The sequence below is a fragment of the Dactylosporangium sp. NPDC048998 genome, from assembly GCF_043197855.1.
In the GTDB taxonomy this organism is placed as follows: domain Bacteria; phylum Actinomycetota; class Actinomycetes; order Mycobacteriales; family Micromonosporaceae; genus Dactylosporangium.
Window position 1 is genome coordinate 60,713 of sequence record NZ_JBICTV010000036.1, and the last position, 13,663, is coordinate 74,375.

Consider the following 13,663-nt stretch of genomic DNA (forward strand, 5'->3'; position numbering starts at 1 on the left):
CTTCGATGTCAACGTTCAGAAGGCTATCGGCGGGGGAATTCGGGGCCTACCCCTATGTCCCCCTTCAAAGTCACGCCGTCGGGACCGCGGCCTCGCCGTGCGCCAGCCGGCGGCGCAGGTCGAGCACGTCCGCACTGACGTCCGCGCCGTCGCGGCCGCCGGCGATCGCGTAGAAGTCGGGTCGTACCACGATTGCCGCCGAGCCGGCGGTCGCGAGGTACGCCCGGTACACGCCGTCGACATCGACCACCGCACCCGGCCGCGCGGGCTCGCCCGGCGCCACCAGATGCACGAGGTGGGTGCCGTAGTCCGCCAGCACCGCCAATGCCGCGTCGTCAAGCAGGTCGCGCGGCGGCGCCGTGGCGAGGCACACGAACCCGGTGCCCACCACGTCGTCGAACAGCCCGGTCACGCCGTCCCGGTGCACCCGGCCCTGCGGGCACAGGCTGCCCACGGGAGCCGCCGCGCCGCTGACGAGCGCACCGGCCGTCAGCGGCTGGTACATCGCCGGCTGTTGGACCGCCGTCGGGTTGCGCCGGCGGGCCAGCATGACCGTGTCACGGTCGGCGGCCGCCTTCGGGTCGGCCTGACAGATCACCTTGCCGAGGTTCACCGACATGGCGATGGCGTGCTGCACGTGCGCCCGCCGCTCGTCGGTGTACGTGTCGAGCAGGCTGTCCTCGGCCGTGCCGGCGAGCACCAGGTCCAGCTTCCACGCGAGGTTCGCCGCGTCGCGAAACCCCGAACACATGCCCTGGCCCGCGAACGGCGGCATGAGGTGCGCCGCGTCGCCGGCGAGCAGCACCCGGCCGACCCGCCACCGATCGGCGTAGCGAGCCTGGAACGTGTAGACCGCGTGTCGCTCCAGCTCCGAGTTGGCGGGGGTGACGTCGAACGGCGCCAGCAGCCGCCACGCCGCGGCCGCGCTGTCCAGTTGCCCGAGTTCTTCCCCCGGTACCCGCATGAACTCCCAACGCCGATGACCGGGCCCGGCCGACACCACGGTGGCCGGCCGAACCGGGTCGCAGATCTGCAGATTGTTCGGCGTGAAGGTGCGCCCGTCGCCGACCACCACGTCACAGGTCAGCCAGTCGTTGGAGAAGCCCAGATCGGTGACGCCGATGCCGGCCCGCTCACGCACGAAACTGTTCGCGCCGTCGCAGCCCACCACCCAGCGCGCCGTCAGCACGCGTGGGACGCCGTGCTGATCCTCCACCGTCACGTCGACGCCGTCGCCCCGGTCGACCAGGTCGGTCGCGCGGTGCCCCCGCAATACGGTCAGCGACGGCAGCGCCGCGCCGCGCTCCGCCAGGGCCGCCTCCAGACCCGGCTGGTACATCGACGTGGAGTCGGGCCAGCCGTACTGTCCGGGGTCCGCCACGTCGATCCGCAGCAGCGTGTCGCCGGCCGCATTGCGCCACACGTAGTCGCGCGACGGCTCGCAGATCGCCCCGATAGCCGGCGCGATGCCGGTCAGCGCGACAATCCGCGCCGACTCCCCGTCGTACGACACGGCGCGTGGCATCGGGAACGGCCGCGGCCACCGCTCCACCGCGGTCACCGCCCAGCCACGCTGGGCCAGCAGGATCGCCAGCAGCTGACCGACCGGTCCGTAGCCGACAATCAGCACGTCACGGTCGCCGTCCACCGCTCACCGCGCCTGGTGCAGGATGTCGGCCAGGGTCGCGTCGAGCTCCTGCTGGGCGACCAGCACACGGACCCGCTCGACACCGTCCTCGACCGTCAGCAGCCGGCGCCCGACCAGCACCAGGTGACCGTCTTCGGTCGCCCGGCTGCGGATGTAGGTGCCGACGGCGATCAGCTCGGGCGGGAACTCCACCAGCTCCAGCGCCGGCTTGTTCCACTCCTTGATGTCACGGAACTGCAGCCTGAATCGGTAGATGTTCTGCCAGTCGCTGGTCTTCGGCTTGCGCCGTACCACCCAGTACCCGTCGCTCTGGTGCATCTGGTACTGAATGCCGTACATCTCCTGCACGTCCTCGCAGACGCGCAGCGGCTCCGGGTACGTGGGGCCGCCGAGGCCGACGTCGGTGAGCCACACCTCGCCGTCCAGGCGCACGCAGCCGAAGATGTGCTCGAGCTCGGGCCCGAAGCCGCCGTTCACCTGCCGCACCGAGCCGGCCAGGATCTGGTAGTCGAAGCCCATGCCGCGCATCAGCAGCCGGTAGAGGCCGTTGAGCTCGTAGCAGACGCCACCGCGTCCTCCGACGACGATCTCGTCGAAGATCTGGTCACCGTCGATGTCGACGTTGTCCCACAGCGCCATGCCCCGGTCTTCGTCGGCGATGCTGGAGTTGTCGAACGGGACCGCGATGAGGTGCCGTCTCAGCACCCCGCGCAGGGTTTCCAGGGTCGGCTCGGTCGAGCCGGTGTAGCCGATCGCCTTCAGGTACGTTTCAACAGCGAACGTCACGTCGCACCGGTCCTTCACATCTCAGGGGTCAACGGGAGGGCGACGCCGTCACCCGGTCTGCGCACCGAGCAGCGCTACCAGCTGCTGGCGCATGTGTTCGGCGATCATCTCGGGCGTGGGGTGGTCGAACACCAACATCGGCGTGAGCTGCAGTCCGCTCGCCTCAGCGAGGCGGTTGCGCAGCTCGACGGCGGTCAAGGAGTTGAACCCGACCTCGAAGAACGGGGTGCCCGGCTCGATCGGCTCGGTGACGGCGTCCCCCAGGGCGATCAGCGACTCGTTGATCACCAGCTCGATCAGCAGCGCGTTCTGCTTCTCCTCCGGGAGCCCGTCGATGCGGCGCGCCAGCGTGTCCGCCGGCGTCTCGTCGTCGGTCGACATCGTTTGCTTGACCTCCATCGTTGAGCCTCGGGAATCCAGCCAGTACCACTTGTGCTCGAAGGCGTACGTCGGCAGTTCGACCCGCCGCCCGTGACCCGCGTGGAACGCGGACCAGTCCACCCGCACGCCGCGGGTGTGCAGTTGGGCCAGGGCCCGCACGACCGCGCGCGACTCGCCGTACTCGTCGCGCAGCGCCGGCACGAACACCGCGTCGGCAGTGCCGTCAGGCAGGCAGTGCGGGCCCATGGCGGTGAGCACGCCGCCCGGGCCCAGTTCCAGAAACGTCGTCACGCCCTGTGCGACGAGCACCCGGATCGCGTCGAGGAAGCGCACCGGCCGGCGCACGTGCTCGGTCCAGTGCCGCGCCGTGCCGAGCGTTGCGCCGTCGGCGAGCGCACCGGTCAGGGTGGACACGAGCGGTATGGTCGGCGCTCGGAACTCCCGCATGGCGACCGCGGCGCCGAACTCGCCGAGGATGCCCTCCATGCGGGGCGAGTGGCCGGCGTGCGAGACGGCCAGCCGCTTGATCTTGCGGCCCAGCGCCCGGAAGTGCTCGGCGACGCGCACGGCGTCGGCCTCGTCGCCCGAGACCACCACGGCGGTCGGGCCGTTGATGCCGGCGATGCTGACCCGCTCGGTGAGCAGCGGTGCAACCTCCGCCTCGGTCGCCTGTACCGCGATCATCGCGCCGCCCTCGGTGGGCAGGCCCTGCATGAGCCGGCCGCGCGCGGCCACCACGGCGGCGGCATCAGCCAGGGTCAGCACGCCCGACACGTGCGCGGCGGCGAGCTCGCCGATGGAGTGGCCGGTGACGAAGTCCGCCACCACGCCCCACGATTCCATCAACCGGTACAGCGACACCTCGATCGCGAACAGGCCCGCCTGCGTATACACCGTCTGGTCGAGCAACGCCGCCAGCTCGGTGCCGGCTTCGGCGAGGACCACGTCGGCCACCGGGTGCGGCACATGGCCGGCCAGCTGCCGATCGAGCTCGACACACGCGGCGTCGAAGGCAGCCTGGAACACCGGGAACGCGGCGTGCAACTCGCGGCCCATGCCGGCCCGCTGGCTGCCCTGGCCGGTGAACATCACCGCCACCTTGCCGTGGGATACGCGCCCCGCGAGCACATCCGTCGACTCGCCCTGCGCGAACGCGTCCAGATCGGCTACCGCCTCGTCACGGTCGGCGGCCACCACGATGGCGCGCCGGTCGAACGTGGCACGGGTGGTCACCAGCGAGTGCGCGACGTCGACCAGCTTGACGCCCGGATGGTCGACAAGGTAGGCCCGTAGTCGCCCGGCCTGGCCGCGCAACGCGTCCGGACTCTTGGCGGACAGGGCCAGCGGCACCAGGGTCGGCTCCGGCCGCTCGGTCGCCAGCTCGGGCGTCTGCTCGGGCACGTACTCAAGCACCACGTGGGCGTTGGTGCCGCTGAGCCCGAACGACGACACTGCCGCCCGCCGCGGCCGACGCACCTCGGGCCAGTCGCGGCTGTGGGTCACCAGCTCGATGCCGCCGCTGCTCCAGTCCACCTTCGGGGTCGGAGCGTCGACGTGCAGCGAGCCGGGCAGCACGCCGTTGCGCATCGACAGCACCATCTTGATGACGCCGGCCACGCCGGCAGCCGCCTGGGTGTGCCCGATGTTCGACTTCATCGACCCGAACAGCAGCGGGCTGCGGGGCGGCCGACCCTGGCCATAGGTAGCGAGGAGTGCCTGGGCCTCGATCGGGTCGCCGAGCGGCGTGCCGGTGCCGTGTGCCTCGACCACATCCACGTCCAGGTTGGACAGGCGGGCGTTGGCGAGGGCCCGGCGGATGACCCGCTCCTGCGCGGGTCCGTTGGGGGCACTCAGCCCGTTGGACGCGCCGTCCTGGTTGACCGCGCTGCCCCGCACCAGCGCGAGCACCGGATGCTTGTTGCGCCGCGCGTCCGACAGCTTCTCCAGCAGCAACAGGCCCACCCCCTCGGCCCAGCCGGTGCCGTCGGCCGCCGCGGCGAACGCCTTGATCCGGCTGTCAGGCGCGAGCACCCGCTGCCGGGAGAACTCGACGTACGCGACCGGTGTGGCCATCACCGACACGCCGCCGGCCAGCGCCAGCGCGCACTCGTTGTGGCGCAGCGCCTGCGCGGCGAGGTGGATGGCCACCAGCGACGACGAGCATGCCGTGTCGAGCGTGACCGCCGGGCCTTCGAAGCCGAACGTGTAGGCGACCCGGCCCGAGACGACACTGCCGGCGTTGCCGGTGCCGAGAAAGACGTCGACGCCCTCGGGCAGCCAGGTGACGTTTGTCGTGTAGTCGTGGTACAGGGCGCCGGCGAACACGCCGACCTCCTTGCCGCGCATGGCGGTCGGGTCGATCCCGGCCCGCTCGAACGCCTCCCACGACGTCTCCAGCAACAGCCGCTGGTGCGGGTCCATCGCGAGCGCCTCGCGGGGCGAGATGCCGAAGAACGCGGCGTCGAACTGGCCCGCGTCGTGCAGGAAACCGCCCTCCCGCACGTATGACTTGCCCGGCCGGTCGAACCGCGGGTCGAACAGCTCCTCGATGTCCCAGCCGCGATCGGTCGGGAACCCGGACACGCCGTCGCCGCCCTCGGCCGCCAGCTTCCACAGCTCCTCGGGTGAGCGGACGCCACCGGGGTAGCGGCAGGCCATCCCGACGATCGCGATCGGCTCGGTCGACGCGGCGTCCAGCCGCTCGATCTCCTGCCGCAGTTGCTCGTTCTCGATCAGCGAGGCCCGCAGCGCCTCGACCAGTTTTTCATCGTTGGTGGTCATGTCTCCTCCTTCGTCCGCACCGGGTTCACCGGCCGGCGGCGGCGCCGCCCAGCGCCCTCGCCACGAGGCTGTCCACGTCCATGGCCGCGATGTCGGCCGCGGGGTTGTGCCGCTCCGCGTCGGCCGCTTCCGGCGCGTCGGGCATGTCGGCCAGCCGCAGGAGCGCGTCGAGCACGCCCAGGTCGCGGAACCGACGCAGCGGCACGCCGGCGAGCACGCGGCGTAGTTGCTCCTCGTAGGCGTCATCGCCCGGCTCGGGCTGGTCGGGTACCAGTTCGGCGCCCAGGTGTCTGGCGACGGCAAGCGGCGTGGGGTGGTCGAAGACAAGCGTGGCGGTCAGTCGCGCGCCGGTCGCGGCGGCGAGCCGGTTGCGCAGCTCGACGGCGGTCAGCGAGTCGAACCCGACGTCACGGAACGCCTGGTCGGGCTTGATCGCGTCGCTGTCGGCGTGGCCGAGCACCGTCACCGCGTTGGCCCGCACGAAGTCCAGCAGTGCACGCTCGCGTTCCTCCGGTGCCATCCCCCGCAGCCGCTCGACCAGTGAGCCGGTGGGCGCCGTGTCCGGGCGGCGCCCGGGGCGCACGATGTCGCGCAACAGGTGCGGTACCTCGCCCGTCCCCGTCGGATGGAACTTCGCCGGCACCAGCAGCGGCTCGTCGGCCCGCACGGCGGCCTCCAGCAGCGCCATGCCCTGCTCGGCGGTCAGGCCCCGCAGTCCGCCACGGGTCACCCGTCCCCGGTCGACGTCGCCGAGGGCACCGGCCATGCCGCCGTCCGTCGCCCACAGGCCCCACGCCAGCGAGACCGCGGGCAGGCCCGCCTCACGCCGGCGGCGGGCCAGCTCATCCAGAAAGCTGTTGGCGGCCGCGTAATTGCCCTGCCCAGCGCCGCCGAGCACGCCGGCGAGCGACGAGAACAGCACGAACGCCGACAGGTCGACCTTCGCGGTCAGCTCGTGCAGGTGCCATGCCGCGTCCACCTTGGGCCGGAACACGGTGTCGAACCGCTGCGGGCTGAGCGCGTCGAGCACGCCGTCGTCGAGGACGCCGGCGGTGTGCACCACAACGGTCAACGGGTGCTCCGCGGGCACGGTGGTCAGCAGCCGCTCGAGCGCCTCACGGTCGGCCACGTCACACGCCTCGACGTGCACCTCGGCGCCCCGCTCGGCCAGCTCGGCGACCAGCTCCGCGGCGCCCTCGGCGGCCATGCCGCGCCGCCCGGCCAGCAGCAGCCGGCGCGCGCCGCGTCCGACCGCGTGCCGGGCGACCACCGAGCCGAGCGCGCCGGTACCGCCGGTGATGAGTACCGTGCCTGGGCGATCCCAGGCGACGCCGTCGCCGGTGCGCGGGGTGACGCGCGCCAGCCGGGGCACGCGGAGGGCGCCGGCGCGCACCGACAGACACGGCTCGCCGAGTGCGACAGCGGCGGCCAGTCGGTCCGACGTCAGCCCGGCGTCGGTGTCGACCAGCACGATCCGGCCCGGATCCTCCGCCTGCGCCGCGCGGACCAGGCCACCGACCGCGGCCACGGCGGGGCCGCCCGCAACCGGGTTGATGACCACCACCAGTTCGGCCGTGCTGTCACGATGGTCCAACAGTCGGGCCTGGACGCGAGCGACCAGATCACGGGCCTGCTCAGGCCCACCGTCGCCGGCCACGTCGGTCAGGTCCAGCACCTGCATGGAACGCGGGGCGTCCGGCGTGGGCCACGGCACCTCGCTCCACGCCACATGCAGCAGCGCGTCGTCGATGCCGGCGCCGTCGAGCTGGTCGGCCGCGACCGGACGCGACACCAGCGACCCGATCGACGCCACCGGTGTGCCCGTCTGGTCGGCGATGTCCAGCGATACCCGACCCGCTTCTCCCGGTACCGCCCGCACCCGCAGGGCGACCGGTCCGGCGGCGGGCAGCACGACGCCGTTCCACGCGAACGGCAGCCGGGCCCCCTCGCTGACCGGCGCGGCGGCCAGCGGTGCGTGCAGCGCGGCGTCCAGCAGCGCCGGGTGCAGGCCGAACTGGGCCGCTTCGGTCCGCAGCTCCGCCGGGAGCAGCACCTCGGCGTACACCTCGGCGCCGCGGGTCCACAGTGCATCGAGCCCTTGGAACGCCGGCCCGTACTCCAGCCCGGTCTCCGCCACGCGGTCGTAGAAGTCGCCGACGGACACCGGCACCGCGCCGGGCGGCGGCCAGGTCGGCGGGAACGGCGCGAACACCGGCCGCTCGTTCGACAGCCGGCCGGTCGCGTGCCGAGTCCACGCCTGGTCCGGCTCGGCGTCCTCGGCGCGGGTGTGCACGCTCACCGCCCGGCGGCCAGCTTCGTCAACATCGGACACCGTGATGCGCAGCCGCAGGCCGCCCTGCATGGGCAGCACGATCGGCGCCTGCACAACCAGTTCGTCCAGCGTGCCGCAGCCGACGCGGTCGCCCGCGCGGACCACCATCTCGACGAGCGCGGCGCCGGGCAACAGCGGCACGCCCGACACGGCGTGGTCGGCGAGCCACGGCTGGACGGTCAGCGACAGCCGGCCGGTGGCGACGACACCGCCGCCGTCGGGCAGGTCGACCATCAGCCCGAGCAGCGGGTGGTCGACCGGGTCGATGCCGGCCGCACCGAGGTCGCCGGACGTCGGCCGCACCTGCAGCCAGTACCGGCGCCGCTGGAAGGCGTACGTCGGCAGGGGCACGCGGCGGCCACCCGTCCCGTCGAAGAGCTCCGCCCAGACCACCGGCGCACCGCGGACGAACGCAGTGCCCGCGGCCGCGACGGCCGTCGCGACCTCGGAGGCGTCGTAGCGCAGGCTCGGCACGAAGACGACATCGCCGGTCAGGCACTCCTGACCCATGGCCGACAGCACGCCGCCGGGGCCGAGTTCGACGAACGTGGTGACGCCCAGGTCGCCGAGGGCCCGCACCGCGTCGAGGAAGCGCACGGCGTGCCGGGCGTGGGCCGCCCAGTACTCGGGCATGCGCAGCCGTGCGGCGTCCACCAGCTGGCCCGTGAGGGTCGAGACAATCGGGATCATGGGCTCGTTGACGGTGACCTGCTCGGCCACCGCCCGGAACGCGGCGAGCATCCCGTCGATACGCGCGGAGTGGAAGGCGTGCGAGACCGTCAGCCGCTTGGCGCGCCGGCCGAGGCCGCGCAGGTGCTCGACGATCCGTTCGACCGCATCCTCGTCGCCGGACAGTACCACCGACGACACACCGTTGATGGCGGCGATGCTGGCCCGCGCGGTCAACAGCGGTGCAACCTCCGCCTCGGTCGCCTGCACCGCGACCATCGCACCACCGCCCGGCAGTTGCTGCATAAGCCGCCCGCGGGCGGCGACCAGTGTGGCGGCGTCGGCGAGCGAGAACACGCCAGCCACGTGGGCGGCGGCCAGCTCGCCGATCGAGTGCCCGGCGACGTAGTCCGGCCGCACGCCCCACGCCTCGAACAGTCGATACAGCGCCACCTCCAGCGCGAACAGCGCCGGCTGGGTGTAGCCGGTGCGGTCGAGCGCCTCCTGATCGGTGAACATCACCTCGCGCAGCGGCCGGTCGAGGTGCGGGTCGAGCGCGGCGCAGACTTCGTCGAACGCCCGCGCGAACACCCGGAACCGCGCGGCCAACTCGCGGCCCATGCCGAGGCGTTGGCTGCCCTGACCGGTGAACAGCACCGCCAGGCGTCCGCTCGTGCGAGTGCCGTCGATCTCGCCGACCGCTATCTTTGCGAGCCCGGCGAGCGCCTCGCTGCGGTCGCCGACCACGAGAACAGCCCGGTGCTCCAGCTCCGCGCGACTGGTGGCGAGCGAGAAGCCGACATCGGCGACCCCGAGTGCAGGCCGATCGGCCACGTACGCCGCGAGCCGCTCCGCCTGCGCCCGCAGGGCCTCCGCGCTCTGCCCGGAGATCACCCACGGGACGAGCGCCCCGGGTTCGGCCGGACGAACCGGTGGCTCCTCGACCGGCGGCGCCTCCTCGACGATGACGTGCGCGTTGGTGCCGCTCACCCCGAACGCCGAGATGCCGGCGCGGCGCGGATGATCGTCGGCGGGCCATTCGCGCTGCTCCGTGGCGAGGCGCACCTCGCCCTCCGACCAGTCCACCGTGGGCGTCGGCTCGTCGATGTGCAGCGTCCGCGGGATGGTGGCGTGCCGCATGGCCTGCACCATCTTCATCACGCCGGCGATGCCGGCGGCGGCCTGGGTGTGGCCGATGTTGGACTTCAGCGAGCCCAGCCACAGCGGCCGCGACGCCGGCCGGTCCTGGCCATAGGTGGCGATCAGCGCCTGCGCCTCGATCGGGTCGCCGAGCTTCGTGCCGGTGCCGTGCGCCTCGACGACGTCAACCTCGGTCGCGGCCAGCTGGGCGTCGGCCAGCGCCTGGCGGATGACCCGCTGCTGGGCGAGCCCGTTGGGCGCGGTCAGGCCGTTCGAGGCGCCGTCCTGGTTGACGGCCGACCCGCGGACGACGGCGAGCACCTCGTGGCCGTTGCGCCGGGCGTCCGACAACCGCTCCAGCAGGACCAGCCCGACGCCCTCGGAGAGGCTGGTGCCCGCCGCCGAGGCCGAGAAGGCGCGGCAGCGCCCGTCGGGGGCCAGGGCGCCCTGCCGCGAGAACGCGACATACATCTGCGGCGACGCCATCACCGTGATGCCGCCGGCGAGTGCCATCGAGCACTCGCCCCGCCGCAGCGCGACACACGCCAGGTGCAGCGCGACCAGCGACGACGAGCACGCGGTGTCGAGCGTGATCGCCGGTCCGTTGAGACCGAGGGTGTAGGAGACCCGCCCCGAGGCGACGCTGCCGGAGTTGCCGATCCCGAAGTACCCTTCGGAACCCTCGGGCAGCTGGTCGAGGTCGGCCGCGTAGTCGTGATACATGACGCCGACGTAGACACCGACATCGCTACCGCGCAGCGAGGTCGGGTCGATACCGGCGCGCTCGAACACCTCCCACGAGGTCTCCAACAGCAGCCGCTGCTGCGGGTCCATCGCGAGCGCCTCGCGTGGCGAGATTCCGAACAATCCGGCGTCGAACCCGGCGACGTCGTGGAGGAACGCGCCTTCACGGGCGTACGACTTGCCGGCCCGGTCGACGTCCGGGTCGTACAGGCTCTGCGACCAGCCGCGGTCGGTCGGGAACGGCGAGACGCCATCGACCCCGGCGGTCACCAGCTGCCACAGCTCGTCCGCGGAGCGCACCCCGCCGGGCAGCCGGCAGCCCATCGCGACGATCGCGATCGGCTCGTGGCCGGCCGACTCGAGCTCGCGCAGCCGCCGGTTGGCGCGTTGCAGGTCGGCGAGGGTGCGCCGAAGGTAGTCACGGAGCTTCGCATCGTTCGACATGACACTTCCTTCTGGTCACGCGGTCGTCAGGCTTCTGGTCACGCGGTCGTCAGGCTTCTGGTCACGCGGTCGTCAGGACAGACCGAGCTCGCTGTCGGCAAGCTGGAAGATCTCGTCGTCGCTCACCGCGTCGAAGTCCACCTCGCGAGGGCCTGCCTCGTCGGAGCCGTCTGCCCACCGCGCGCTCAACGCACGCAGCCGCCGCGACACCTGGGCACGCACGTCGTCGTCCATCGACGCCGCGGCGAACGCCGCCTCCAGTCGGTCGAGCTCGGCCAGGGCCGGTGCGGGCCGGGCCACCTCGGTGAGGTCCAGCAGTCCGAGCAGGTACTCGGCGATGGCGGCGGGGGTCGGGAAGTCGAACACGAGCGTGGCGGGAAGCCGTTGGCCGGTGGCGGCGGCCAACCGGTTGCGCAGCTCGACCGCGCTCAGCGAGTCGAATCCGACCTCCTTGAACGCCTGCCCGGCCGCGATGGCGTCGGAGTTCGGGTGCCCGAGCACGATGGCCGCCTGCTCACGCACCAGGTCGAGCACCGCCCGGTCCCGAACGGCCGGCGCGAGCGGGGCCAGCCGGTCGGCCAGCGAGCCGCTGCCAGCCGTCGGACGTGTCGCGACCCGCCGGGCCGCCCGGACCAGGCCGCGCAACACGGCGGGCGGCGCCTGCGGGTCCACCACGGACAGGTCCAGGCTGGTGGGTACCAGCAGGGCGTCGCCGAGGCACAACGCCGCGTCGAGGTGCGCCAGGCCGTCCGCCGTGGACAGGGGCAGCGTGCCGTCCCGCCCCATGCGGCGCAGGTCCTGCTCGTCGAGGTGCCCGGTGAGTCCGCTCGCCTCGGCCCACAGGCCCCACGCCAGCGATACGGCCGGCAGTCCGAGCCCTTGCCGGTGGGCGGCGAGCGCGTCGAGGAAGGCGTTGGCCGCCGCGTAGTTGCCCTGGCCGGCGCCCCCGAACACGCCGGCCCCCGAGGAGAACAGCACGAACGCGGCGAGGTCGAGGCCCATGGTCAGCTCGTGCAGGTACCAGGCGGCATCGGCCTTGGGTCGCAGTACGGTGTCGACGCGCGCCGGCGTCAGGTCTGCGATCAGGCCGTCGTCGAGCACCCCGGCGGCGTGCACGACCGCGGTCAGCGGCCGGTGGGCCGGAATGTCGTCGATCAGCGTGGCCAGTGCGGCGCGGTCGGCGACGTCGCACGCTGCGACCACTACCTCGGCACCGGCCTCGACCAGCTCGCGGGCCAGCTCCGCCGCGCCCGGCGCCGCGAGGCCACGCCGGCCCGCGAGCACCAGCCGGCGCACGCCGTGCGCGGCCACCAGATGCCTGGCGACCAGGCCACCCACGGTGCCGGTGCCGCCGGTGACGAGTACCGTCCCGTCGGGGTCGAGCGGCCGGGCCGGCTCGACGGGTACCTGGCCGATCCGAGCCAGCCGCGGTGCGCGGACTTCGCCGGCGCGCACCCGCAGCTGGGGTTCGTCCAGGCCGTTCAGGAGGTTGGGCGGCACCTCGCCGTCGGTGTCGACCAGCACGAACCGGTCCGGATGCTCCGACTGCGCGCTGCGTACCAGGCCCCACACGGCGCCCATGGCGGGATCGGTCTCGGCGTCACGGGTCAGCACGACCAGCCGGCCGGTGTCTCGCTGGTGCTCGTGCAGCCGGTCCAGGACCAACGTGGTCAGCTCCCGCGCCAGCGCGGGCGGGTCGCCGGCCGGATCGCCGGGTCGGACGCCGGTGAGGTCCAGCACCGTGACGGCGCCGGTCGGCGCGACGCCCGGCACCGGCACGGAGGCCCACTCGACGCGGTAGAGCGAGTCCCGCCCGGCGGGCCGGGTCGCCGCGGCTATCCGGTCGGTGGAAGTGGGCCGCAGCACCAGGGCACCGACCGAACCGACCGGCGCGCCGTGCCGGTCGGACAACGTCACCGAGACACCACCGGACGCGGCGGGAGCGGTGTGCACTCGCAGCGCTGTGGCGCCCGAGGCGTACACCGCCACCTCGCTCCACGAGAACGGCAGCAACATCTCGCCGGCGGCCGTCGCCGGCAGCGCACCGAAGTTGCTCGCCTGCAGGGCCGCGTCGAACAGCGCCGGATGCACCGCGAACCGGGCGGCGACGGCCTCGTGCTCGGGGTCCAGGGCCACCTCGGCGAAGACCTCGTCGCCGCGGGTCCAGACGGCCCGCAGGCCGCGGAACATCGGGCCGTACTTGTAGCCGGACGCGGTGAGGTCGTCGTAGAAGGTGTCGAGCGCAGCGGGTTCGGCGCCGGCCGGTGGCCACGCGGCGCCGTCTGCTACCGGCAGGGCGGCCCGCTCGACGAGGTAGCCGGCGGCGTGCCGGGTCCACTCGGCGACGCTGCCAGCCGGTCGCGAGTGGACGCTGACCGAGCGCCGGCCGGTGGCGTCTACCGCGCCGACCGACACCTGTACCAGCACGGCGCCGGTGTCGGGCAGCGCCAGGGGTGCTTCGATGATGAGTTCGTCGATCACGCCTGCGGCGGCGTGGTCGCCGGCGGCGATGACTAGGTCGACCAGGGCGGTGCCAGGCAGCAGTATCACGCCCGAGACGGCGTGCTGCGCGAGCCACGGCTGCGCGGCGACGGACAGCTTGCCGGTGGCGACCACGCCCGCGCCGTCAGCCAGCTCGACGATGGCGCTGAGGAGTGGGTGTTCGGTGGGTGTCAGGCCGGTAGCGGTCAGGTCGGCAGTACGGGTGGGTTCCAGCCAGTACCGCTGATGCTGGAACG

Annotated in this window: 4 protein-coding genes and 1 pseudogene; all 5 read right to left on the reverse strand. The window is 73.0% G+C overall.

Going from position 1 to position 13,663, the window contains the following annotated elements:
• Positions 1–70: 70 nt before the first annotated feature.
• Positions 71–1,648 carry a bifunctional 3-(3-hydroxy-phenyl)propionate/3-hydroxycinnamic acid hydroxylase gene (locus ACGFI8_RS41275; RefSeq protein ID WP_392813088.1) on the reverse strand — a complete coding sequence of 526 codons (1,578 nt, stop codon included), beginning with the start codon at positions 1,646–1,648 and terminating at the stop codon, positions 71–73.
• A 3-nt stretch (positions 1,649–1,651) separates the two neighbouring features.
• Positions 1,652–2,434, reverse strand: coding sequence for an arylamine N-acetyltransferase (locus tag ACGFI8_RS41280; RefSeq protein ID WP_392813090.1), 783 nt, complete (start codon positions 2,432–2,434; stop codon positions 1,652–1,654).
• A gap of 48 nt (positions 2,435–2,482) precedes the next feature.
• The gene (locus ACGFI8_RS41285) at positions 2,483–5,596 is read right to left on the reverse strand and encodes a beta-ketoacyl synthase N-terminal-like domain-containing protein (protein ID WP_392813091.1); all 3,114 of its coding nucleotides are present in this window, start codon (positions 5,594–5,596) and stop codon (positions 2,483–2,485) included.
• Between the two features lie 25 nt (positions 5,597–5,621).
• A pseudogene (locus ACGFI8_RS41290) lies at positions 5,622–10,913 on the reverse strand (type I polyketide synthase); the annotation flags it as partial.
• Positions 10,914–10,997: 84 nt separating this feature from the next.
• Positions 10,998–13,663, reverse strand: a 2,666-nt coding sequence (locus tag ACGFI8_RS41295) for an SDR family NAD(P)-dependent oxidoreductase (RefSeq protein WP_392813093.1), incomplete at its 5' end; no start/stop codon positions are given.

Coding starts and splice junctions, on each gene's coding strand:
- ACGFI8_RS41285 (WP_392813091.1), bottom strand. CDS start 5,596: ATGACCACCAACGATGAAAAACTGGTCGAGGCGCTGCGGGCCTCGCTG.